Source organism: Ihubacter sp. rT4E-8 (assembly GCF_049852125.1).
GTDB lineage: Bacteria > Bacillota > Clostridia > Peptostreptococcales > Anaerovoracaceae > Senimuribacter.
The window spans coordinates 521,298-544,445 of record NZ_CP187532.1; the positions used below are offsets into that span (position 1 = coordinate 521,298).

The following is a 23,148-nucleotide window of genomic DNA, read 5'->3' on the forward strand; positions in this document are numbered from 1 at the left end:
ATCGCAGATAGACGATGTAAAAATCCGCACCATTTGTATTGTTTTTAAACCAAATGGTGCGGATGTATTATCTTTGTTTTTCTTTCACTCGGTGTAGCTAGCGCGGATCAAGACGGTATTCAAAGAAAATCATTTCTTCTGGAATGACGCCCTGATGCATCACTTCTGCGGAGCCTGCGAAGCGGAAGCCCAGGCTTTGGTAAAGTCCGGCGGCTCGCCGGTTTTCCGCCCAGGTATCCAGCCGCATCACGGTGCAGCCTGTCTTTTTTGCCAGATCCAGGGCGAAGCGTGTCATTTCTTTGCCCAGTCCCTTTCCTGCCGATGACGGCGGAATGCAAAGGGTGTGCAGCACTAGCACTTTATCCGGCGGCGCAGGATAAAGCCAATCGATAGTCTGATAGGCTTCTGGCTGGTCGTGATTTAAAATCATGCTGGCGCACAGAACCTCATTTTCGTATTTCACATATAGCGTTTGCGCGGCGCAGCCTTTTACTGCGGTTTCTCTGGTAGGATAAACACCTTTCTGCCAGTTGCAGCTGGTGCCGCAGCTTTCTTCGTAAGTTAGCAGTTCTTCGTAGGATTTAGTAACGGCGTCGATGTCGCCGGAATTTGCAAGTCGTATCATCAGTAGTTCCTCCTGCAGATTATTATAGCAGATACAATATACGCGTCAAGGCGCTTCTTGTGTATAAATCATGGCAAACGCGCGGAGAATCTAATAATGTCGGATCTTTCTGTTATATTTTGCATGAAGTGCCAAAAAAGCAGAGTTCTTTTTCTGCGCTGTAGAAAAAACGAAATAAATAATAATTTTAACAAGTGAATAAATATACATATTGACGATTTGCGGTGGTACGCTGTATAATCTAAGAAACAACGCGGAGGGAGATAGGCGACGATGCTGAGACGGTATGCGGAACAGATTTTAAACTTGTATAATTTCGTAGATGGAATGATGATTGTAAATGCAGATGCCAGAGTTGAATATTTCGCTACATATCGACCGGATGTAAACCGTCTTAAGGAAAAGAATCTGATAGGAAAGTACCTTTTGGATATTTATCCCGGCCTAACGGAGGAAACCAGCAGCATCCTGCGCGTCCTTCGAAGCGGTAAACCGATTTTTAATGAGTACCAGGTGCTGAGCACCTATGATGGACAAAATCTCAGAGCGGTGAATACTACTTTGCCGATTAGAGAAGGGAACACGATTGTAGGTGTAGTGGATGTGTCCAGATACATAGATTCGGAAATTGAACGGCAGGATATTGTGCTGAAGATCAAAGATGCGGACGACTATAAACCTTTATATACTATAGATGATATCGTCACTTCCTCCATGCAGATGGAGATGATCAAGAAAAGGATTGCTATGATCGCGGGAACCGATTCTTCTGTTTTGGTTTGTGGGGAAACGGGAACAGGAAAGGAACTGGTGGCGCAGTCCATTCATACCAGCAGTTCGCGAAAGAACAAGCGATTTATTTCGCAGAACTGCGCGTCGATTCCGGAGAATCTAATGGAAAGCATTTTGTTTGGAACAGTGAAAGGCAGCTATACGGGAGCGGAGAACCGTCCGGGATTGTTTGAGATGGCGGCCGGAGGCACGCTGTTTCTGGATGAAATCAACTCCATGGAAATCAGCATGCAGGCAAAGCTGCTCAAAGCGATTGAGGAAAAGCAGATTACCAGAGTAGGGGGACTTTCGCCGATTCCTATTGATGTAAAGATTGTGTCTGCCGTTAATAAACCGCCGATGGAATGTATCAGGGATGGGAAATTGCGAGAAGATTTATTTTATCGGCTTAGCGTAGTGCAGCTATTGCTACCACCGCTTAGGGAGAGGAAAAGCGATTTGTTCTTTTTAGTAAACCATTTTATCGGCCAATATAATCAGAAGATGCATCGAAAGATACTTGGGATCGATGAAGAAGTAGAGAATCTTTTTCGGAGTTATCATTGGCCAGGGAATGTTCGGGAACTGAAGAATATTATTGAAGGCGCGTTTAACGTAACGGATTCTGCCTTTATTCAATTACGGGATTTGCCGGAATATTTGCTTAGTACATCGTGGGCAGAGACCAGCTTCAAACAGGATGGAGCAATGCTGCCGAATCTCGATGACCCGGATTTCTCAATGGAAAAGACGTTGGCTGATTTTGAAATTAGCATCATAGAGAAAGCGTTAACACAGACTAGAACTATGAGCGATGCTGCTAGAAAATTAAAAATCTCTAAGCAGGCGCTGAATTATAAGATGAATAAATATGACCTTTACCGGAAATAGTACAAGGAACTTGACAAAAACGTAAAGTTTTTTTGATTTCGTCGATGAAGGTATCTTTAAAACCGCTGATTCAGCGGTTTTTCTTTTGGCATAAAAATTGCGCTTGTTATACACAGTTGTACAACAAGGAGTGAGCAAAAAAACAATGAGGAGGAGGCAGAGATGAGCGAAGGAGAAAAAAGACTGGATATCGATGCGATTCCGGGAGAACGATGGTTTCCAAAAGAGACGGCCTTTGAAGATGATATGAGCCTTTACTGGGGCGACTGGGGCGTCGCGTCTGAAGTCGACAAGCTGCGAGCGGTTCTTTTACGTCGGCCCGGCAAAGAGATAGAAAGCTTTGATGCTGCGCAGTACCGCTTTTCTGACGAGCCTGTGGACGTGGAACTGATGCGTGCCCAGCATGATCGGGTAGCTGACATTTATCGAGAACATGGCGTTAAGGTTTATTATGTGGAAGAACAGAGAGAGGATCGTCCCAACGCGATCTTCTGCAGAGATCTGATGTTCATGACGCCGGAAGGCGCGATTATCACACGCCCTGGCATGGCGGCGAGACGCGGGGAAGAACGATATATTGCAAAGGCTCTTGCGGATATCGGCGTACCGATTGTCAGAACGATTAACGGTGACGGCATGTTTGAAGGCGCAAACGCTATGTGGGTGGATAGAAAGACCGTCGTACTTTCCACTGGCAGCCGCTGTAACAGAAGCGGGTATGAGCAGGTGGAGACAGAGCTACGCAGAATGGGGGTGACGGAAATACTGCATATGCAGCAGCCGTACAGCAACATTCATATCGACGGACTGATGAACGCGGCCAGCCATGATACCGTCATGGTTCATGCGTCCCAAGTGCCTTACGATGTATTGGATGTTCTGAAGAAGAAGGGCTATAAGATTTTGGAAGCGCCTTCTACTACCGAGGTAAGAGAGACCTTTGGATGTAACTTTGTTGCGTTGGAACCGGGTCTGATTCTGATGCCGGAAGGAAATCCGAGATGCCAGGCAATGCTGGAGGACAATGGAATCAAAGTGATTACGGTAGACATTTCTGAAATTATGAAAGGCAGAGGCGCGCTGCATTGTATCACTGCGTTTCTAAAGAGAGGGTAAAGAGAGGTACACAATATGACAGAAAAAAAGAGAGATATTGACGCGATTGCGGGAGAGCGGTGGTTTCCAAAGGAATCTACGATCGTTGACGACATGCAGGCGCTTTGGGGCGACTGGGGCGTCTGTTCTGAGGTAGACGAGCTGAAAGCAGTTTTGATGCGCCGTCCGGGCAAAGAAATCGAGAACTTTGATTGGCAGGCAGCTCGCTTTAAATCAGCCATCGATCCGGAAAGATTTCGGGCGCAGCACGATGGTCTTGCGGACATTTACAGAGCTCACGGCGTAAATGTGCATTACATTGAGGAGCAAAGAGAAGATAAGCCTAACGCACTGTTTTGCAGAGATCTGGTATTGATGACACCAGAGGGCGCGATCGTGACAAGACCTGCCATGGAGGCAAGGCGGGGAGAGGAACGATATGCTGCAAAGGCTTTGGCGGACCTTGGGGTACCGATTATCAGAACCATCTGCGGCGACGCAACCTTTGAAGGCGCCATGGTCATGTGGGTGGATCGTCATACGGCGATTCTGGCATCTGGCGTGCGCACCAACCGCAGCGGATACGAAATGGTGGAATATGAGCTGAAACGCATGGGCGTGACGGAAATTCTACATATGCAGGTGCCTTACGGACACGCTCATATCGACGGAAATCTGAATTTTGCCAGCCATGACGTGGCGATGATTCACGCATCCCAGGTGCCGTACGATGTGTGTGACGCTTTGAAGAAGAAGGGCGTAAAGCTTTTGGAATGTCCGTCACAGACTGAGGCGAAGGAGAGTTTTGCCATTAACTTTGTCGCGCTGAAACCGGGGCAGATTGTAATGCCGGCGGGAAATCCAAGAAGCCAGGAGCTCCTTGAAAAAAATGGAATTGACGTGATTCCTGTAGAATTCGATGAAGTCATGAAAGGGTTCGGCGCGATTCACTGCTGCACCGCATTCCTGAAAAGAGGATAAGGAGGGAACATGGGTATTTATGAGAAATTGTCCGGCGAACTGTCATTGGACAACATCTATGAAAATATGGCTTACCTGGTAGATGAGGTAGGAGAAAGACTCTCCGGTACGCCGGAGATGAGAAAAGCGACAGAGTTTATCTGTGGTAAGATGCAGGAATATGGCGTGGAAGCGCACATCGATCACTTTCCGATGTATCAAAGCTATCCGAAAGAAGCGTCGCTGACCGTGCTTGCACTGGAGAACAAAGAAATTCCGGCAAGACCGGTTTGCCACATTAAATCGACTCCAGCAGAGGGAATCAGCGGTGAACTGATTTATCTGGGCAGCGGCACTTACGAGGATTATGAAGGAAAAGACGTCACAGACAAGATTGTCCTGACAGATATGAATTGGAGTCCGGGAAGACCGGAAAAGGCAAGGATCGCCTGGGAGATGGGCGCGAAGGCGCTGATCATTATGAACTGGGGAAAGGCCGAGGATGATCTGATTCAGATGGGCGCTGTTAAAGCACAGTGGGGAAATCCGACGCCGGATACAGACAAAGATATCGTAGATCTGACTGTGATCAGCGTTTCACGCGGCAACGGGGAATATCTCGCGGCCCTTTGTGAGAAAGGGCAGGTCAAAGTGCACCTGACTGCGGAAGCCACCAGGGAATGGATTACGGCAGATCAGCCTATCGGCAGAGTTTACGGCGGAAAGAGCAACGGACAGTATGTACTGGTGGGAAGCCATGTTGACGCATGGGGAAAGTCTGCTATTTGTAACGCTTCCGGCAACGCGTTGAATTTAGAGCTTGCCCGCTTATTCTATAAGTACAGGGCGGAGCTGAAACGGGACGTAGTCTTTGTATTCTGGGACGGTCATGAAATCGCCGAAGGCGGCGGTTCCACCTGGTATGCGGACAACTATTGGAAGGATATGAATGAAAACTGCCTGGCCTATATCAACATTGACAATTTGGCCATCAAAGGAACAACCATTCCAGGCGTGGAAGGTCAGCCGGAATTAAAGGAATTCCTGACCGGCGCGATTAAAGAAATTTGGGGCCAGGAAGGAAAATGGCATCAGGCATATAAGGGCGGCGGAGACTCTTCTTTCTTCGGCGTTGGAGTACCGTACTGCTCCTTTGCGACGGAGTACACAGAAGAAAAATTGAAAGAATTGAATTACGCATTCTATAGTCCTTGGCTTCACAGTGATTCCGACACGATAGATAAGCTGGATAGAGGGCTTTTGTCAGGCCATGGAAAATATTTTGCCTATGTTATTGAAGCAATGGTGAATGGAGACAGAGTGCCGTATGATTTGCAGGCTTTGGCAGAAGACGCGGAAGCACAGTGGGCGCAGATTCAGGAAGTAGCCGGTTACGGCGCGGCGCTTATTTCTGATTTGAGCGAAACCGTTGCAGACTATGCCGGGGCGCTGCGAAAGCTTTGGGCATGTAAGGACAAGGAAAACTTTGGCGATACTTATGATAAGCTGGCGCTTTATTGTGAACGGCAGACGACCATGCTACGCTGCTATTCTGGACGGTACGGACAAGATTCCTGCTGCGCTCTGCTGACAGAGAATCCAATGCCGGCGATGGCACAGGCTTTAACGGCGTATAACCGGGCCGAAGAAGGTTCTCACGAATATTATTTGTGGGAAACGCAGATTCTGCGGGTAAAACACATGGTTTATGATGCCATGTATCATTCCATAGAGATGATACAGCTTGGCGTTCAATAAGTAATAAGGAGGAACAAAATGAAGAACGGAAGTATCTCAAACAGAAGATGGTTCCTTGCAGCGGCATTCGTCCTGGGCATGCTGGTATTCACGCAGTATGCTTTTGGGGAGGATGGAGAAGAAGTGCAGAAGTATTATGGCGCACTCTCTTTGATTACGCCGTTTATCGCAATCGTATTGTCTTTTATTACAAAGCAGGTCGTGCTGTCGCTGGCAGCGGCGGTTTTTGTAGGCGCGACCATTATTAACGGAGGCAATATCTTCACAGGCTTCCTGCGCATGTGCGACACATATTTTGTGGGCACGGTAGCTGATTCCTGGAACGCGTCGCTGATGCTGTTCATTCTGGCTGTAGGCGGCATGATCGCAGTCATGAGCCGGATGGGAGGTATGCAGGCGATGGCGGTGGCCTTGGCAAAGAAGGCGCAGGGGAGCAAAAACGTAATGGTTATGACGTGGGTACTGGGATTGATTATTTTCTTTGAAGATATCGCGAACTCTCTCATCGTCGGACCGACTATGCGTCCTGTTTCTGATGAGGCAAAGGTTTCCAGAGAAAAACTATCCTACGTCATCGATTCAACGGCAGGACCGGTCACGGATATGGCGCCCATTTCATCATGGGTTGCCCATGAAATCGGTATGATTACACTGGCCTTCACTTCCATCGGTATGGAAGCGGCTAACGTATACGGTATTTTCCTACAGACCATTCCGTACAGATTTTACAACATTTTCGCCATAGCCATGGTTATCATCATCGTGCTGATGCAGAGAGACTATGGTCCAATGTACAAAGCAGAAAAGCGTGCGAGACTGACTGGAAAGCTTTATGAAGACGGCGCGAAGCCGATGATGAGTAAAGAACTGGATGCAATGAACGTGGCAGAAGGTGCAGAGCTTCGCATCCGTAACGCGGCAATTCCAATTCTTGTATTTATCGTTGTAACGGTAGCGGCGCTGTGGTACACAGGCGGCGGCATGGATGCAGGCTTTACGCTGGAAGGCATTGCAACAGCCTTTGGTAATACGGATGCAGCTTCCAGTATCTTATATTCGGTAATCTTTACATCGATCCTGTGCATCATCATGGCTGTGGCTCAGAAGATTATGACCTTAAAGGAAGCGATTGACGTGTGGCTTTCCGGCTGCAAGGAGCTGCTGTTTACAGTAACAATTCTGCTGCTTGCCTGGTCAACAGGCAGCGTCATGAGCGATCTTGGAACAGGCGCTTACATTTCCGGTATGGTTGGCGGATCTATTCCTGTTATCCTGCTGCCGATGATTCTGTTTATTATCTCCTGCTTCATGGCGTTCTCAACAGGTACATCCTACGGTACATCGGGTATCATGATTCCGATTGCATTCCCGATTGCAGTCGGCATGGCTGATGGAGAGGTTGGCACGCTGGCAATTGTGACCATTGCGGCAGTGACCTGCGGCGCGGTCTTTGGCGACCACTGTTCTCCGATTTCCGATACCACGATTATGAGCTCTATGGGTTCTGCGGCAGACCTGATGGATCACGTAAAGACCCAGATTCCATATGCTATAACGGTAGCGATTGTGGCGGCGCTGGGCTTCATTTTGGCAGCTGCAGGCGTATCTCCGTTGATTATCCTGCCTCTGGGCGTTGTGCTTCTGATCGGTATTGTCAGAATACTGGGAAAGAGTACGAAGCTGGAGGACTTGCAAAAAGAAGTGAATTAAAAGGTTTTACAGCAATAGAAAAAGAGGCTGGCACGTCATCATGTGTCAGCCTCTATAATATTAGTCGGCGATACCGAGATTGACCAGCATTTTTGCCGCATCAATTTCTTCTCGGAAAAGACGCAGGGCATACTTTGAAAGAAGATGATTGATGTTGTCGTTTTCACGTAAGGTTTCGGCGATGAAAATGACAGCTGTTTTTTTATTGGCGGATTTGATAATTTCTTTGAGTTTTGCAATGTTTAGAGTGTCGTGCGTAAAGGTGGAGGAGGTTTCTTTGCGCGCTGCGTCAACTGCAATTTTCAGCGCTTCGGTAAAGGTTTTCTGGCTGTAGAGAATCAGCGGGTCCAGTTCAAAGATTTTGGCGGCATGGTCAGCCTGACGGAGCAGGCGGCCTGTAAACGCCCCTTTGATAAAGGTATAGTAAGCGCCGTCAAAAACGCCGAAGGTTTTCATGGCGTCCAGATAACCGATGCGCAGAATTCGGCGAGCATTTGCTTTGTCAAAGGTCAAAAAGTCTCCTAAATCCCACTTGCTTTCGATGAAGGTAAGATTGGGAACCTCTTTTAGTTTTTCTGGACGAAATCTGCCGACAGCGTCAAGATAGACGGCGATGACTTCGGTAACGCCTTTTTCCAACGCCATGGCGACGGGCAGGTTGTCGGCATAGCCGCCATCGATGAAGTAGCGTCCATCAATTTCGATGGGATGGACTGCGGGAAAAGCAGAGGCGCTGGCTGTAATGTAGTCGTACAGCTGTCCTCTGGGAATATCCTCTTTCCAGAGATAATGGGGGCGCATGGATGGAATTTCTACAGTGACCAGACCGAAGTCAACAGGAGAACGTCTAATATCTTCTTCGTTTACATATTCTCGCAAAAGGCTTTGCAGACCTGATGTGCCGGCGCCGCGATTTAGGAGGAATTCTTTGACATAATCCTGCAGTTGCGCTTTCGCGTCGATATCAAAGACCATATCTGTTTCCATTTCACGCCAGAGATTGGCGGTTTTAATTGGATCACCCTGCATGACCATCGCGCCGTTGATCGCGCCGACAGAAACCCCGATCACAATATCGATCTGCACGCCTAGTTCGGTAAGAGCCTGCCAGACGCCGCACTGATATGCGCCGCGAGATCCGCCGCCGCTGAGGACCAGCGCAGTTTTTTTCTTAGGAGAAACCGGGCTTTTTTTCATTTCTGAAATCCTTTCTGTTTTTTCGTACCCTTTTGTGGTATACTTAATTGATTAAGGCTATTGTACTATATTTTTGCAGTGGGTGGAATAGCCATTTCGCTGTCTTATCTATACTGCGCTTTGTTAACTGCCAGTATTCAGTGCGGTGCAAAGTGCAAACGAATTTGAAGATGGCGAAATCCACAAGGAGGTAACTGACAATGGACGAACGGTTAAAAAAAGTCATTGATGAAAGTGAGAATATCGTATTTTTTGGAGGCGCGGGAGTATCCACGGAAAGCAATATTCCGGACTTTCGTTCAGAAAGCGGATTGTATCATGCTCAGGAGAAGTACGGATATGCGCCGGAAACTATGTTGTCACATTCATTTTATGTGAATCACACGGAAATGTTTTTCAAATACTATAAAGAGAATCTGATTTATCCGGAGGCACAGCCGAATGACGCTCATAAGGCATTAGCTGCGTTAGAAAAACGGGGAAAACTCCGAGCAGTGATTACGCAGAACATAGACGGACTTCATCAAAAGGCCGGCAGCAAAGAAGTCTACGAGCTTCACGGCAGCGTCTTAAGGAATTATTGTGAGAAATGCGGTGAATTTTATGATGCAGATTATATCATGGATGAATCTCATTGTGAAAAAGGCATTCCGTACTGCAGCTGCGGCGGACGTATTAAACCTGATGTGGTGCTTTATGAGGAAATGCTAAATGACAGCTGTATTCAGGGCGCGGTAGATGCTATTCAAAAGGCTGATACGCTGATCATTGGAGGAACCTCTCTGGTAGTATATCCGGCGGCGGGACTGATTAACTATTTCAGAGGCAAGCATTTGGTATTGATTAATAAAACTCAGACCCCTTATGACGGGAAAGCGGATCTGGTGATTTATGATTCTATCGGAAAGGTGATGAAAATGGAATGAATATATTGGTAGTGAATGATGATGGAATACAGGCGGCAGGTTTCGAAGCTCTGGTAAAAGCATTGTCAGAAGCGGCGGACGTGTATGTGTGCGCGCCGGACAGCCAGCGCAGCGCTAAGAGCCACTCAATTACCCTGGGACAGGATGTAACCATTGAGAAAACTGATTTTCCGAGAGCGAAAGCGGCGTATAAAATTAGTGGTACACCGGCAGACTGCACGAAGATCGGTCTGCAGTTTTTTGCGGAAATGGGCGTGCCTATAGATATGGTTTATTCTGGTATCAATATGGGAAGTAATCTGGGCAGAGATACTTTATATTCGGGAACTATCGGCGCGGCCGCGGAGGCAGCATTGAGCGGCGTACATGCGGTGGCTGTTTCTGTAGACGACCATGAAGCGGTACACTTTGATGTAGCAGGCGAGCTGGCAATTGCGGCAATCGACCTGGTTTATGGAAGGCTGGAGCCATCTGTAGTGCTCAGCATCAATGTGCCCAACCTGCCGCGAGAGGAAATTAGAGGGATAAAGTTCGTACCTCTGGGAGACAAGAGATTTTATGATGACAAATTCCATCTGGTGGAAGGAAACCGATACACGCTGTCGGGTCAGCCGGGCGGCTTCCATGCGGCGGATGATGAAAATGATTTGGCGGCAGTGGAAGCGAATTATGCTGTGATTACGCCGCTGCAGATGGATTTGACAGATTATAAAACTTTGGAAATCATAAAGAAATGGAGCATTCACATATGAACATTTTCAAACATTGTTTTGAAGATATGTCGGAAGAAGAAGCAAGTATTTTAGAGGAATATTTTGACGGCTTTGATTATAGAGGAGCTGGATACACTTTGACGGCAAATTACATTTGGAGGAATACACATTGTTTGTGTTGGGAAATCATCGGTGATTATCTCTGCTTGGCAGGCGCGGACTGTATGATCACGGATCAACCTAACGCTATTATTTCTATGCCTATGACCAGAAACGGTTTATATGAGCCAGAAGCGCTGCGGAAAACTGTACTGGAAGCGAAAGAAAGGTTTGAGGCGAGAAAAATCCCCTTTTCTATTGAGCTGATACCGGAGCACATGGTCAAGTATTTGGAGGAGGCGTTCCCCGGACAGATGACCTTTGTTCATGACAGAGACAGTGATGAGTACGTTTATTTGAAGGACAAGCTGATTACGCTCAGCGGAAGGGCGTTGCATAAAAAGAAAAACCACATGAATTTCTTCCTGAAAAACTATACTTATCAGGTGAAACGAATTTCTAAGGACATGGCAGACGAGATCATGGATTTTGTTGTTAAAGCTAAAATGTCTAAAGGATATGAAGCGGATGAAATGGAAAGTCTGCACATGGAGGAAGAAGCTATACAGGAGATTTTGCAGTTCGTTGACCGGAAGGAAATTTATTCGGCGGCGGTTTATATTGAGGGGAATCTAGAAGCATTTGCCATCGGTGAAATTTTGAATGAGAATACGGCAGTGGAGCATTTTGAGAAAGCTAACGAGGAGTATCGAGAACTGTATCAGGTGATTTGTAGCGAATTTTGTAAAATGCTGCCGGAGCAAATAGTCTATGTGAACAGAGAAGAAGACATGGGACTTGAAAATTTACGGAAGGCCAAAGAAGCGTTAAAACCAAATCATATGGAAAAGAAATATTCCGGTTGCTTTTTGCCGCCAGATATGGTACTATGAGAATGTGAATAATTTAACAAATGTTAAAACATTAACGTTAAGGTTTTAACGTTAAGTCGTTAACGATGGCCAGCAATGGCATTTATATTAAGGAGGTACATATACAATGAGAGAAGTAGTAATTGTCAGTGCAGCCAGAACTCCAATCGGAAGTTTCGGCGGCAGCCTGAAGGGTGTTCCGACCAGACAGCTTGGTGCAATCGCAATTAAGGCTGCCGTAGAAAGAGCAGGCATTAAGCCTGAGCAGGTTGAAGAAGTTATTATGGGCTGCGTACTGCAGGGTGGTTTAGGACAGAATGTATCCAGACAGATGTCTTTAGACGCTGGTATTCCGACAGAAGTTCCTACCATGACTATCAATAAGGTTTGCGGATCCGGTCTGAGAGCTGTTGAACTTGCCGCACAGATCATCAAAGCTGGCGATGCTGATATCGTTGTTGCCGGCGGCGCTGAAAATATGTCTGCAACTGCTTATGCTATGCCTGCTGCAAGATGGGGTGCGAGAATGAACAATACACAGATGGTTGACATGATGGTTAACGACGGTCTGTGGGATGCTTTCAACGGATATCACATGGGTATCACTGCTGAAAACGTTGCAGAACAGTGGGGCATCACCAGAGAAGAACTGGATGAGTTCTCCGTAATTTCTCAGAATAGAGCAGAAGAAGCTGTAAAGGCTGGCAAATTTAAGGACGAAATCGTTCCTGTAGAAATTCCGCAGAGAAAAGGCGATCCGATCGTATTCGACACTGACGAATATCCTAAGTTTGGCGCTTCCATCGAAAAGATGGCGAAGCTGAAGCCGGCTTTCAAGAAGGACGGTATGGTAACAGCTGCAAACGCTTCCGGTATCAATGATGCTGGCGCTGCATTGGTTGTTATGTCCAAGGAAAAGGCTGACGAATTAGGCATCAAGCCGATGTGCACCATCAAATCCTATGCTTCCGGCGGTGTGGATCCGTCCATCATGGGTGTTGGTCCGGTTCCTGCTTCCAAGAAAGCGCTGGAAAAAGCTGGTCTGACTATTGAAGATATCGACCTGGTAGAAGCAAACGAAGCATTTGCTGCACAGTCCTTAGCAGTTAGAAAGGATTTAGGATTAGATCCTGAGAAGACAAATGTAAACGGCGGCGCTATCGCTTTAGGTCACCCGATTGGAGCTTCCGGCGCAAGAATCCTGATTTCCCTGATCTACGAGATGCAGAAGAGAGATTCCAAGTATGGTCTGGCAACTCTGTGCATCGGCGGCGGCATGGGAACCAGCGTAATTGTGGAAAGATAATAGAAGCTTACTAAAAGATTAAAATTTGGTTACCTAAATATTGAGGGGCAGTTTCAGAAAAACTGTCCCTTTTTCAATTTTAGAACCGGAGAGCGCTGTTCTAAATATGTTGTATATCATTGCAGGCAAGGCAGATTGCTGTGCATATTAAGCAAAAAAAGATTGACAAAAGCAATGGAAGGCCGTAATATGTTAATACGCAAAGCGTGTTTAAAGGAGCGCAAAAAATGAATGAGAATGAAGACAACAGGGAAAAGCTGACACAGCTTCGAAAGAGCACAGGAATGTCTATGAAACAGTTTGCAGCATATTTCGGCATTCCGTACAGAACGTATCAGGATTGGGAATACGGCAACCGCAATATGACGGATTATCTGCTGCGGCTGCTGGCTTATTATGTTAAGATGGAACAATTGGGAAACACATCAATAACGCACAAAGAGAAGAATTAGAAGGTGACATGACAGTTGTCACAAATTTTGCAATAACTGACATAGATGGGAAAGCTTATCAGGTTGCGTACTATAATTAAGACGTAATCATCTCCGTAGGCTATCGTGTCAAATCAAAACGCGGCGTCGAATTTCGCAAATGAGCGAATTGTGTGCTGAAAGATTATATAATGAAGGGATAAGCGGTTAATCATAATCGTATCAATCAGCTGGGAGAAGTGATATGGAATACAGGAGGGCAATATGAGAATTGAGCAGCTGCAGCAACTATTGAAAATCGTGAAAATGGGAAGTATGAATCGGGCTGCCGAGGACATGTACATGGCTCGCTCATCCCTTAGCGCTTCCATGAAGAATGTGGAGCGGGAACTGGGGGAGGCTATTTTCTGCCGAAATACCAAAGGCGTTACATTGACGCCTTTTGGCAGGGATGTATACGATCAGGCGAGGACGATCTGCGGCCGCATCGATTTTCTAAAGGGCAGCTGCGGCGATAAACAGGAGCCTGTAAATTTGTCTGTCGCCAGCATGTATTGCTCTTTGGCAAACGATGCTTTTGTGGAACTGTACAGCCGGTATAAGGGGAAAGAATTTACAGGCAGCATAGAAGAATGCACCATCAATGAGGCAATACGGATGGTTGCAGGCGGGTTTTGTGAAATCGGCATTGTGACCTTATTTTCTGATAGTGAAAATATTGCCTTACATAGAATTGAAGAAGCGGGATTGTCCTTTACGAAGCTGGCGGATCGCAGACTCTGCGCGATTATCGGACCGAAGAATCCTCTTTACCATCAGAAGCGGGAGCAGACAGCGCTGTTTGATTTACGAGAATACCCATACGTTGTCAACTATGCGTCACCGTCAGATTTTACCCTGGAAAAGCTCCTTGACGGACGCAGACGTAAGCGGGCGGAAATTCAGGTCAGCGATCTTGGCTGTGCCTTGCGCCTAATCGAAAGTACTGACGCCGTTATGGTAGATACCTACGACAAGGAAACCTACGAGACATTTTATGCGCCGAATCAGCTTCGCTTTATCCCTCTGGCAGATGCACCTTTAGCGTGCAAACTGGGGTGGATCAGATCCAGAGAAAAGTCCGTATCGTCAGTAGCGGCGGAATTTATTGCAATCATGGAGGAGAAGATTGAAAAAAGCAATCTATAAGGGGGAGAAAAGGAAAATAGTGAACTAAAAGCGCTTTGACGGGAAAGGATTGCCTCACCCGATGGCGCTTTTTGTGTTCAAAAAAATCGAACACAAAGAGACAAAATTTGATGTCTACCTCAGTACGGCAGATGGGCGTAAGATGAAATCAAGAAAACGAAACGCTCTGCGGACGGGAAGGAGAGAGTATTATGTTTGGAAGCGATAAAATTAGAGATTTGCTGAAGGTGGACGTAAAGAGTTATGCGGATCATACCCCGAAATCAGATGAAAGCACCCTGGACTGTAGTCTGGGAATCAATCCTTATGGCTTTCCGGATAAGGCAGCGGAGGTGATCAGTAATTTTGATGTGAATAGGCTATACCAGTATCCGTGCGGAGACGAGGCGAAAAAAGCGGTGGTGGACTACTGGGCAGGAAAGGCTGATATTGAAGGGGAAAACCTGGTTATGACCGACGGCAGCATTTCGGCGCTGTGCCTTTTGGTCAACGTATTCGCACAAAAGGATTCAGAGCTTGTTTGCTTTCTGCCGACCTTCACCAGTATGGTGGAATACGCCAGAATGATGGGAATGAAGGTCAGCGGTATTGCGACCAGTCAGAATGAGAATTTCAGAGAGGACGTCGATCAGCTTATCGACGCCATTACAGAAAAGACTTCTCTGGTATATATCGATAATCCCAACAATCCGACAGGACAGACTTTGTGCCTTGACGCACTTCGTAAGGTTTTGGAAAAATGCGAAAAGCTGGGGGTATACTGCATCATTGATGAAGCTTATGCGGATTTTATTCCTGTGGAGGAATCCGCTGTCAATCTGGGAGCGGAATTTAAATGCATGATTTCTGTCAGGACTTTTTCCAAGGGCTGGGGACTTGCAGGCGCTCGGGCAGGTTACATTATCACCAACAAGGAACTGGTGGAATTCATCGGTAAAATCAGCAATCCGTATATGATGAACGAGGTATCCAGAGCGCTGACCTGCGAGATTCTGAAAAACACCGTTCAGCCATGTAATCACGGTATTGATTTTGCGATTATTAAAGGCGCCCTGCGGGATGCCTGCGGGAAGCAAATCATTATGGCAGAGACTGACGACAGAGTGCCTATCTGTCTTCTCAGGCATGTTGACGAAACAATGGATTTGCAGGAATATCTGATGAAAGGGAAGATCCTGACCTGCAGCGGACAGGAGTTTGAGCCTATGGGCAAAAATTGCGTCAGATTGCGGGTGCCGACGATTTCTGAAGCGGGAAGATTGATCGAGGCGTTTAAGAGGCTGTGACGCACACGGCAAACCCATGGTAGACAGGCAGACGCTATATATGATAAAATAACTCCGGCTGTTCGAGAATCTTGCGCAAATGATACAGAATCACGCAAAATCACTGCAGAGGGCAGCAGGAGGAAACACTTTTGAATCAGAAAACGATAAAATACAGTTTCACAAAGTCGCTGCCGGTCATGGCGGGGTACATCGTACTGGGCATCGGTTTTGGGATTCTGCTTGCAGATAAGGGCTACAGCTTTTGGTGGGCTATTTTGATGAGCACGGCTGTCTACGCGGGCTCGCTGCAGTACGTGGGCGTCGGGCTTCTTGGCAGCGGTGCATCGCTGCTTTCGACTGCGCTGATGACTCTGATGGTCAATGCCAGACATTTGTTTTACGGGGTGTCCATGCTGGAAAAGTACAGGGAAATGCGGGGCTTTCGGAAACTCTATGCAATTTTTGCTCTGACGGACGAAACCTATTCCCTGGTGTGTGGTGCCAATGTGCCAGAAGATGTGGACGAGAAATGGTACTATGTGCTGGTATCTATGATGAATCAGTGCTACTGGGTCTTCGGCAGTTTTCTGGGTGCGTTTCTTGGAAACACGCTGTCCTTTGATTCTGCAGGCATTGACTTTTCTATGACAGCATTATTTGTGGTGATTTTCGTGGAACAGTGGGAAGGCGTGGAACATCATATTCCGGCGGTGACGGGTCTGATCATCTCGATAGGCTGTTTGCTGCTGTTTGGCGCGGAGTATTTTCTGATTCCGACCATGCTTTTAATTGCAGCAGTGCTCCTTGCGGCAAAAAAGCAGATTGAGAGGAGGGCGAAACATGATTAGTGCTGCGCATTCATTGCTCCTGATTGGTGTCATGGCGCTGGGCACCATGGCGCTGCGGTTTTTGCCTTTTGTACTGTTTTCAAGAGGTACGCCCAAAATCGTCCTCTATCTTGGCGAAGTGCTGCCTTATGCGGTCATTGCTATGCTGGTAGTGTACTGTCTGAAAGGAACAAAAGTGCTCAGCGCGCCTTATGGGATTCCGGAGGCGGTTTCCGTACTGCTGGTAGTGCTGCTTCATCGGTGGAAACACAGCACCGTGCTTTCCATTCTGGCAGGAACCATCTGCTATATGGTGCTGATTCGGGTGATGTAATAAGTTAAAAAACGCCGGGACGGCTGATCGATTTCAGCCATCCCGGCGTTTTTTAACAGGTTTTTCAAACGTGGCCGTTTGCTTACCATATGATATACAGTTCCACTTTCCATTTTCCCCATAGGACAACCCGCATTTCTGATTCTGACGCCGACAGATGACGAACCTCTTTGCGCGGACCCTGCAGCTTTATCCCATAAGCGGATTGAAGCAGGTTTGCGTCTGCTGCCATATGTTCGACAGACCTGCTCAAATCATCTTCAATGTATAAAACCACGCCTTTTTCCGTATTCGGCGCGCCTTCAAAGGTGAAAGTATAGGGCCTTGCCTCTTTGTGGCTCCCTCTACATGTGAATCGCTCAATCTTTTGACCGTCCGGAGGAAGCAAAATTTTAATATTCGTTTGTACAGATTGTTTTCCAAAGGAAGCAGATATTTCCTGCAGTTCCGCGGCCGTCACTGTTTCGTCCGAAGCATTCTGGGGCTTTCCTTTGTAAAGTGAACGAAACTTTGACGGCAGGCAGCCAAGAAAGCTGGAAAATACTTTATTATAGTACCTTACAGAGGAAAACCCGCTGGTCTCGGCGATATAGGTAAGGGTATGATCTGTATCCAAAAGCTGAATCACCGTGTTGATTGTTCTGTAATAGTTGATGATGGTATGATAATTTTTTTCCAGCTTTGCAGAGAATTCCTTGGACAGGTAAGGGGTGCTCAGGTATTCATTCTGCGCGATATCACGGAGAGAAATTTTGTTTGTAACGTTGGCGATCATATAGGAGCTGATGCGCTGAAAGCGTTCTTTACTGATATCTTCCTTGGGATTTTCAGAAAAAACATGTCCTACATCATCGAAATGCTTCATAATATAGTGTAATATCTCTCCAGTTTTTTTCTCTGCTTCGACAAGGGACATATCTTTGCTGGCCTTTTCCATGAACCGGAGCAGGAGCCCCGTCAGTGTGTCAATGTGCTCTTTTTGTGCTGTAGCGCAGAAAAAATTGCATATGTTGCAGTTATAGGTGACCCACTCAAAATTTACATCTGTGTTCAGAAGAAATATATCGTCAAAGCAGAAATAGAGAATTCTGCACGGCGCGCCTGTCGCCTCCATCATGACAGGCTCTTTTACATTGAGGATCTCTGTTTGTCCTTCCTGCAGCGTTTGTCTGCCAGCCACAGTGGTAAACTGTAATTGCCCTGACACGATATGGATTAGGGTTAGATTTTTGCAGACATGAAAGGGAATCAGACCGATGGAAGCGATTCCTGATTTGCATATGCCCGGATAGTTTAACATATTGACCCTCCTTTTCATCCTCCTGATTAGACGGCGGGAGCACGTTTTTGCACATGAGATTTCAGTTTATTTCCGCCTGCGGATATTTTTTGACGATCCATGTCTTCATCAGAATGATATACAAAATGCCTGAGAGAAACAGATTGGCAAAGAATTGCGCGTCACCCAAGTTCCAACAGATGACTGTTGTTGCAACAAGCGAGATGATTGCCGCCGGATTTATATTTTTGAAATATTTGTACTGACCGTTCAAGTCGTACAAATCCTCCACATTGATTTTTCTCTTTCTGAGAAAATAATAGTCACTGATCATGATGCCTGCAACAGGCGCGAGAAGGTTTCCTATGATAACCAGAACGTTGGTCATAGATTCCGCGGCAGACCACGGACGCATTGCCAGACCGATAAGCCCTGCAATCACTACACCCATTGCGAAAGAAATCTTTTTTGGAGCGGTGTTGGTAATGGTGTACGCCGCCGGAAACAGATTGGCAGTATCATTGGTGCACCAAGTCGAGACAAGGATAAATACCAGACAGATGATTAGCGCCACATCACTTCTTCCTGCGTTGATTGCCACCAGAATTTTAGCTGGATCGCTGTAGCCTGTTGTGACAACACCGAGAATACCAATGAAGGTGTAGAATAATACTGCCGGAATGATACCGATTAACTGTGATGGCAGATACTTTCGCGTGACCTTTCCGAGAGTAGATACTTCTTCAGGCGAAATGGTACAGTCACGGGTGATATCCATAATCGAAATACTCATGGTTGTCCAGCCGCCTGTAAAACTCAGCGCCGCGAACATGAAAGAGCATTCCTTTTCGGTTGAACCGGACATAGTCCAGACTTTTGAAAAGGAAAGGTCAAAATCGGTAAATGCGACATAGGCAATATAAAGACCTACGGCTATCAGCATCGGCACAGCAACCTGACTCAATCTGGTTACTGCTTTGATACCTAATGTTGTATGCAAAATCTGTATCAAACCTACGATGATGATCCACAGGGTCAGATTATCATAACCGAAGCTTACATGAATAATTTCGTTCATAGCAGATGCGGCTACCCATGTCTGAAAACCGAACCAGAACATGGCGGGAACAGCTCGGAAATAAGGAATGATAATGGCACCAGCATATCCAAAGGACGGTCTTAACGAAACAGCAAATGGAATTCCGTATTTTATGCCGATATCCTAAAATAATGAATAGCAGTAAATGTCCTACAAGACAGGCAAGCAGAACTTCCCAGGCAGGAATCATCTGGTATAGCTGTGCCGCCGACATAAAAATGGTGACTTCAATTGCCATGGCGAACCAAATCGCAATCAGTTTATTTGGTGTAACGGTTCTCTTATCGTAAGGACATGGAAGGATGTCTTTTCCGGTCAACATGCCGCTTTTTTGATCGATATCCTTTATTTCCAGTATATCATATTTATTTTGTGCATTCATCTTATTTTTCCTTTCTCCGCCATACGGATTTTTTAATATAATTTTTCATCAGTGTGTATCCCGGGGCAATATCCTGTAGTGATGTAAATTCATCAGGTGAATGGCTGACCCCGTTTTTGCTGGGTACAAAGATCATATTGGTTTTTATTTTTTGTCCGATAATCTGGGAGTCATGGCCTGCGCCGCTGGCAATTCGTGTAAAAGACGCGCCTTGCATCTCTGCCAATGTCTCTAAGCAGCAGATGCCTTCTTCGTCCATTAGCACAGGATTTTCCTGACGAGCATAATGGATTTCCGGGGTATACGTGGCAAATTCGTTTAAAAGCGACTGAAGTTTTTCTTTCACTTCATTGAGTAAAGGCTGGCTGCCAGAGCGAATGTCAAAGGTCAGCTTTACACAGTTGGCGATAACGTTGCTTTTTCCAGGCTCGACGGTGACATTTCCAATGGTGCACACAAGATCTTCTCCCTTGGACATCGCCCATCGGTTCAGTTCATCTATAAAAGCTGCGGCTGCAGGAACGGGGTCACGGCGCAGATCCATGGGCGTGGTCCCGGCGTGATTCTGTGTCCCGTGAAATATGATATCTCCCACTAAAAGTCCAACGATGGCTGTGACAATGCCGATTTGATGTTTTGTATATTCTAACACGCCTCCCTGCTCAATATGCAGTTCTAAGAATTGGTTCACATCTTCACGCGGCTTCGGCAGGACGCCGTCGTAATATCCACAGACCTTTAGTGCCTGTAAGAGGGAAATGCCGTTTTTGTCAGTTTCCTGTAAATCTGCGTCGCTAAGGGCGCCGACAATTGCCTGGCTGCCCGTGTATCCGCTTAAAAATCGGCTTCCCTCCTCCTCACAGAGGGCGACGACCTCCAGTGTCATTTCAGGCGTTCCGTAGTCGCGATATAATGCGCCGCCTGCGGCAATGGCTGTGATAATACCAAGAGCGCCGTCATATTTGCCGCCGTCAGCTACTGTGTCTCTGTGGGATCCTGTCAGAAAAACGGCGTCGGATTTTCCTCTTATACGGCCGTACAGATTTCCTGCCTGATCAAAGTATGTTTCAAAGCCGGCGTTTTCCATCCATTCTTTCAAAAGAGCAACTCCATTGAGATCCTCGGGAGTATAAGTAGCTCTCCAATAAACGCCATCTTTCTCTGCAGTCCTGGCAAGGGCTTCTATGGCGTTTTCAATCCATTGCAATTCTTGGTTCATTGTGATGTCCTCCTGTAAGCTGTCATCATGGCAGCGATTTTGACAGATTCTTCGATGCCGTCGATAATGGGAAATCCCGTAGCATTTGATAAGTGCCTTCCCCTGCCTGCAAAGGCGGCGCAGCCTAGAATGACTGCGTCTGCGCCATCCTTTTTTCTGCAGTGATCAATGATCTGACAGATTTCTTCATCGGTAGCTGTTACGGCTGCTTCTACTGTGGAGCCAATATACCGGATCGAAGCCAGATTCTCTGTATCTCCCAGATTCCGCACGCTGCCGATCCAGGGGGAGATGTCCGTTTCATCTCCGGAAGCGATAATGGAGTATCTGCGGCCGCAGAGTTTCGCAAAGATGCTACTGCTTTCATAAAGTCCTGTTACGGGCTTTGCCAGCTGTTCTCTGGCGGCGCGAAGGCCTGGGTCGGCAAAACAGCCGATGATGGCGGCGTCGTAGTTTGATTCCTCGCGGATCAAAAGCTCTGTCACGGCGAGACCCGCTTTCAGTTCATCATAGGAAGATACAATGCCTTTGGGTGTATCGACACAATGGGTGACCTGAATTTGCAAGCTTTCCGTCTGCAGAGGCGCTGTAGCGGCTCTTAAGGCTTCCGTTACGATAGCAGAGGAATTGGGGTTGATCAGTAAAATTTTCATTTAATCCACCCTTTCTTCCGGCGAGATGAATGCACCGCAGCCCTTTTCACAGATGATATCTGTACCGTTATAAACTTCTATCCCATTGACGATGGTCCTTGTGATCTTTCCGGTGACCTCCATGCCATCATAAGGACTCCATTTGATCATCTGTTTCAGGTTTTCGTCTTTGACCGTCCACACCTGGTTCGGATTTAAAATAGCAATATCGGCGTCAGCACCTGCAGCGATTCTTCCTTTTTTAGGATAAAGATGATATCGCTTTGCGGCATTGGTACTGGTTAATTCTACAAATTTCTCCAGAGACAGGCCTCTATTCATGACTCCTTCGCTGAAAAAGAGCTGATAGCAGAGTTCTACACTGGTTACGCCAGCGGGCGCAAGAAATGCATTATCTTTTCCGGCCATCTTTTCTTCAATAGTGTAGGTGGCGTGGTCGCTGCAAATCCAATCAATTTTTCCGTCAAAAATGCAGTTCCATAGTTCTTCAACACGTTCCTCCTGGCGAAGCGGAGGATTGCATATACCGAATACACCCAGCTGTGGCAGCATAGAACGGTTCAGAAGCAAAAAGTGAGGACAGGTTTCTACGGATAGATCCGCACCCTGCTTTTTTATTTTCTGTACAATGTCCACGGCGTCTTTTATGGTGCAGTGGGCAATATTGACTTTACAGCCTGTTTCTTTTGCCAGCAGGCACATTCTGGAAACAGCTTCAAGTTCGGCGATTTCCGGTCTGCCATCGGGATAGTCCTCTGGTTTCACCTTACCTTCCGCCTGCAGCTTCGCGGTGCAGTATTCCACGATATCATTGTTTTCGCAGTGGATTGCCAGCACAGCAGGGTAGTCTGCCAGAAACTTCATACGATCCATCAGATGACCGTCGTCCAGCTTTGGTATTTCCGGAGAATAGGTCAGAAAGGTTTTAAAGGCGACAGCGCCGCTTTCTATCATTTTTTTCATTTCTTCCTGATTTTTTTCAGAACAGGCGCCAAACAGTCCAAAATTGACGATAGCTTTGCGCTTTCCAATTTCCTTTTTTTCTTCAAAAGCTGCAAGGTTATCAGGTAAGGGAAAAGTGAGCGGATGTTCTAACACTGTGGTGATACCTCCTGCAGCCGCGGCGCAGGTTCCCGTATAGAAATCTTCACTGTTGGTTAAGCCGGGATCATTGAGGTGTACATGGGGATCTACAAATCCCGGCAGCACATATTGATCCTGCGCGTCTATCTCACGGTTAGCAGTATCAGATTGGAGCGCAGTTCCAATCCTCGCGATTTTTCCGTCCTTTATGAACAGGTCTACCCGCTGCAGACCGTCTTCTGTTACAACCTGTCCATTTTTGATTCGTAAGTCATACTTCATTTTATCTACCTCCTGCCTTTATTATAGTTATCTGAATTTTTAGTGCAATGCAACTTCTTAACTTGTGTGTGTCGGTTTTTATGCTGTCAATTTGATAAAAAATTATTAAATTATAATAAAAATTTATTGATAATTTTTAAGCGATGTGATATCCTGTTTTTGAAAGAAGGTTTGATTTAC

The 23,148-nt window shown here is 46.6% G+C and carries 21 protein-coding genes; 14 read left to right on the top strand and 7 right to left on the bottom strand.

Annotation, left to right across the window (positions count from 1 at the left end):
• Window positions 1-97 precede the first annotated feature (97 nt).
• Window positions 98-625 (bottom strand): GNAT family N-acetyltransferase, encoded by a 528-nt coding sequence (locus ACPW7J_RS02605; RefSeq protein WP_425756361.1) that lies wholly within the window; start codon window positions 623-625, stop codon window positions 98-100.
• Between the two features lie 273 nt (window positions 626-898).
• Here ACPW7J_RS02605 and ACPW7J_RS02610 point away from each other — a divergent pair, with 273 nt between their 5' ends.
• From ACPW7J_RS02610 to ACPW7J_RS02630, 5 genes are all read left to right on the top strand, one after another.
• Window positions 899-2,287, top strand: coding sequence for a sigma-54 interaction domain-containing protein (locus tag ACPW7J_RS02610; RefSeq protein WP_425756362.1), 1,389 nt, complete (start codon window positions 899-901; stop codon window positions 2,285-2,287).
• A gap of 162 nt (window positions 2,288-2,449) precedes the next feature.
• The gene (locus tag ACPW7J_RS02615; protein WP_425756364.1) at window positions 2,450-3,403 is read left to right on the top strand and encodes a dimethylarginine dimethylaminohydrolase family protein; all 954 of its coding nucleotides are present in this window, start codon (window positions 2,450-2,452) and stop codon (window positions 3,401-3,403) included.
• 15 nt (window positions 3,404-3,418) lie between these two features.
• Window positions 3,419-4,363 (top strand): arginine deiminase family protein, encoded by a 945-nt coding sequence (locus ACPW7J_RS02620; protein WP_161873592.1) that lies wholly within the window; start codon window positions 3,419-3,421, stop codon window positions 4,361-4,363.
• A gap of 9 nt (window positions 4,364-4,372) precedes the next feature.
• On the top strand, window positions 4,373-6,100 hold the full coding sequence (locus ACPW7J_RS02625; RefSeq protein WP_425756366.1) for a M28 family peptidase: 1,728 nt from the start codon (window positions 4,373-4,375) through the stop codon (window positions 6,098-6,100).
• 18 nt (window positions 6,101-6,118) lie between these two features.
• Complete coding sequence (locus ACPW7J_RS02630; RefSeq protein ID WP_425756368.1) at window positions 6,119-7,810, top strand: Na+/H+ antiporter NhaC family protein; 1,692 nt, start codon at window positions 6,119-6,121, stop codon at window positions 7,808-7,810.
• Window positions 7,811-7,870: 60 nt separating this feature from the next.
• On the opposite strand, the gene ACPW7J_RS02635 is transcribed toward ACPW7J_RS02630, so the two are convergent.
• The gene (locus tag ACPW7J_RS02635; protein ID WP_425756370.1) at window positions 7,871-9,007 is read right to left on the bottom strand and encodes a patatin-like phospholipase family protein; all 1,137 of its coding nucleotides are present in this window, start codon (window positions 9,005-9,007) and stop codon (window positions 7,871-7,873) included.
• A 200-nt stretch (window positions 9,008-9,207) separates the two neighbouring features.
• Between ACPW7J_RS02635 and ACPW7J_RS02640 the strand changes: the two genes are divergently transcribed.
• The 9 genes from ACPW7J_RS02640 (at window position 9,208) to ACPW7J_RS02680 (ending at window position 16,971) form a co-directional block, all read left to right on the top strand.
• Window positions 9,208-9,933 carry an NAD-dependent protein deacylase gene (locus ACPW7J_RS02640; RefSeq protein WP_161873589.1) on the top strand — a complete coding sequence of 242 codons (726 nt, stop codon included), beginning with the start codon at window positions 9,208-9,210 and terminating at the stop codon, window positions 9,931-9,933.
• Window positions 9,930-10,685, top strand: a complete 756-nt coding sequence (gene surE, locus ACPW7J_RS02645) for a 5'/3'-nucleotidase SurE (protein ID WP_425756372.1) — start codon at window positions 9,930-9,932, stop codon at window positions 10,683-10,685. The genes ACPW7J_RS02640 and surE overlap by 4 nt, the downstream gene beginning before the upstream one ends.
• Window positions 10,682-11,638, top strand: coding sequence for a DUF2156 domain-containing protein (locus tag ACPW7J_RS02650; RefSeq protein WP_425756374.1), 957 nt, complete (start codon window positions 10,682-10,684; stop codon window positions 11,636-11,638). The genes surE and ACPW7J_RS02650 overlap by 4 nt, the downstream gene beginning before the upstream one ends.
• A 106-nt stretch (window positions 11,639-11,744) precedes the next feature.
• Window positions 11,745-12,923, top strand: coding sequence for an acetyl-CoA C-acetyltransferase (locus ACPW7J_RS02655; protein ID WP_161873586.1), 1,179 nt, complete (start codon window positions 11,745-11,747; stop codon window positions 12,921-12,923).
• A 227-nt stretch (window positions 12,924-13,150) separates the two neighbouring features.
• Window positions 13,151-13,375: a helix-turn-helix domain-containing protein gene (locus ACPW7J_RS02660; protein WP_425756376.1), complete on the top strand. Its 225-nt coding sequence runs from the start codon at window positions 13,151-13,153 to the stop codon at window positions 13,373-13,375.
• Between the two features lie 243 nt (window positions 13,376-13,618).
• Window positions 13,619-14,542 carry a LysR family transcriptional regulator gene (locus ACPW7J_RS02665; RefSeq protein WP_425756377.1) on the top strand — a complete coding sequence of 308 codons (924 nt, stop codon included), beginning with the start codon at window positions 13,619-13,621 and terminating at the stop codon, window positions 14,540-14,542.
• 191 nt (window positions 14,543-14,733) lie between these two features.
• Entirely contained in the window at window positions 14,734-15,828 is a 1,095-nt protein-coding gene (locus tag ACPW7J_RS02670; protein WP_161873584.1) for a pyridoxal phosphate-dependent aminotransferase, read from the top strand.
• 131 nt (window positions 15,829-15,959) lie between these two features.
• Window positions 15,960-16,658, top strand: coding sequence for an AzlC family ABC transporter permease (locus ACPW7J_RS02675; RefSeq protein ID WP_425756380.1), 699 nt, complete (start codon window positions 15,960-15,962; stop codon window positions 16,656-16,658).
• Window positions 16,651-16,971 (top strand): branched-chain amino acid transporter permease, encoded by a 321-nt coding sequence (locus ACPW7J_RS02680; RefSeq protein ID WP_425756381.1) that lies wholly within the window; start codon window positions 16,651-16,653, stop codon window positions 16,969-16,971. Before ACPW7J_RS02675 ends, ACPW7J_RS02680 begins: the two co-directional genes overlap by 8 nt.
• 82 nt (window positions 16,972-17,053) lie before the next feature.
• Here the strand turns inward: ACPW7J_RS02680 and ACPW7J_RS02685 are convergent, their stop codons facing one another.
• The 5 genes from ACPW7J_RS02685 to allB all read right to left on the bottom strand — a co-directional run bounded on the left by ACPW7J_RS02685 (window position 17,054) and on the right by allB (window position 22,968).
• The gene (locus ACPW7J_RS02685; protein WP_425756383.1) at window positions 17,054-18,271 is read right to left on the bottom strand and encodes a helix-turn-helix domain-containing protein; all 1,218 of its coding nucleotides are present in this window, start codon (window positions 18,269-18,271) and stop codon (window positions 17,054-17,056) included.
• Between the two features lie 61 nt (window positions 18,272-18,332).
• On the bottom strand, window positions 18,333-19,469 hold the full coding sequence (locus tag ACPW7J_RS02690) for a cytosine permease (RefSeq protein ID WP_425757485.1): 1,137 nt from the start codon (window positions 19,467-19,469) through the stop codon (window positions 18,333-18,335).
• 263 nt (window positions 19,470-19,732) lie between these two features.
• Window positions 19,733-20,950 carry a M20 family metallo-hydrolase gene (locus ACPW7J_RS02695; protein ID WP_425756384.1) on the bottom strand — a complete coding sequence of 406 codons (1,218 nt, stop codon included), beginning with the start codon at window positions 20,948-20,950 and terminating at the stop codon, window positions 19,733-19,735.
• Complete coding sequence (locus ACPW7J_RS02700; protein WP_425756385.1) at window positions 20,947-21,603, bottom strand: aspartate/glutamate racemase family protein; 657 nt, start codon at window positions 21,601-21,603, stop codon at window positions 20,947-20,949. Before ACPW7J_RS02700 ends, ACPW7J_RS02695 begins: the two co-directional genes overlap by 4 nt.
• Window positions 21,604-22,968: an allantoinase AllB gene (allB, locus tag ACPW7J_RS02705; protein ID WP_425756387.1), complete on the bottom strand. Its 1,365-nt coding sequence runs from the start codon at window positions 22,966-22,968 to the stop codon at window positions 21,604-21,606.
• Window positions 22,969-23,148 lie beyond the last annotated feature (180 nt).

Bases quoted from the DNA above. Each gene is read 5' to 3' on its own strand.
- allB (WP_425756387.1), bottom strand. From the start codon at position 22,968: ATGAAGTATGACTTACGAATCAAAAATGGACAGGTTGTAACAGAAGAC.
- ACPW7J_RS02635 (WP_425756370.1), bottom strand. From the start codon at position 9,007: ATGAAAAAAAGCCCGGTTTCTCCTAAGAAAAAAACTGCGCTGGTCCTC.
- ACPW7J_RS02630 (WP_425756368.1), top strand. From the start codon at position 6,119: ATGAAGAACGGAAGTATCTCAAACAGAAGATGGTTCCTTGCAGCGGCA.
- ACPW7J_RS02695 (WP_425756384.1), bottom strand. From the start codon at position 20,950: ATGAACCAAGAATTGCAATGGATTGAAAACGCCATAGAAGCCCTTGCC.
- ACPW7J_RS02625 (WP_425756366.1), top strand. From the start codon at position 4,373: ATGGGTATTTATGAGAAATTGTCCGGCGAACTGTCATTGGACAACATC.
- surE (WP_425756372.1), top strand. From the start codon at position 9,930: ATGAATATATTGGTAGTGAATGATGATGGAATACAGGCGGCAGGTTTC.
- ACPW7J_RS02610 (WP_425756362.1), top strand. From the start codon at position 899: ATGCTGAGACGGTATGCGGAACAGATTTTAAACTTGTATAATTTCGTA.
- ACPW7J_RS02665 (WP_425756377.1), top strand. From the start codon at position 13,619: ATGAGAATTGAGCAGCTGCAGCAACTATTGAAAATCGTGAAAATGGGA.
- ACPW7J_RS02605 (WP_425756361.1), bottom strand. From the start codon at position 625: ATGATACGACTTGCAAATTCCGGCGACATCGACGCCGTTACTAAATCC.
- ACPW7J_RS02655 (WP_161873586.1), top strand. From the start codon at position 11,745: ATGAGAGAAGTAGTAATTGTCAGTGCAGCCAGAACTCCAATCGGAAGT.
- ACPW7J_RS02680 (WP_425756381.1), top strand. From the start codon at position 16,651: ATGATTAGTGCTGCGCATTCATTGCTCCTGATTGGTGTCATGGCGCTG.
- ACPW7J_RS02700 (WP_425756385.1), bottom strand. From the start codon at position 21,603: ATGAAAATTTTACTGATCAACCCCAATTCCTCTGCTATCGTAACGGAA.
- ACPW7J_RS02660 (WP_425756376.1), top strand. From the start codon at position 13,151: ATGAATGAGAATGAAGACAACAGGGAAAAGCTGACACAGCTTCGAAAG.
- ACPW7J_RS02640 (WP_161873589.1), top strand. From the start codon at position 9,208: ATGGACGAACGGTTAAAAAAAGTCATTGATGAAAGTGAGAATATCGTA.
- ACPW7J_RS02650 (WP_425756374.1), top strand. From the start codon at position 10,682: ATGAACATTTTCAAACATTGTTTTGAAGATATGTCGGAAGAAGAAGCA.
- ACPW7J_RS02685 (WP_425756383.1), bottom strand. From the start codon at position 18,271: ATGTTAAACTATCCGGGCATATGCAAATCAGGAATCGCTTCCATCGGT.
- ACPW7J_RS02670 (WP_161873584.1), top strand. From the start codon at position 14,734: ATGTTTGGAAGCGATAAAATTAGAGATTTGCTGAAGGTGGACGTAAAG.
- ACPW7J_RS02620 (WP_161873592.1), top strand. From the start codon at position 3,419: ATGACAGAAAAAAAGAGAGATATTGACGCGATTGCGGGAGAGCGGTGG.
- ACPW7J_RS02615 (WP_425756364.1), top strand. From the start codon at position 2,450: ATGAGCGAAGGAGAAAAAAGACTGGATATCGATGCGATTCCGGGAGAA.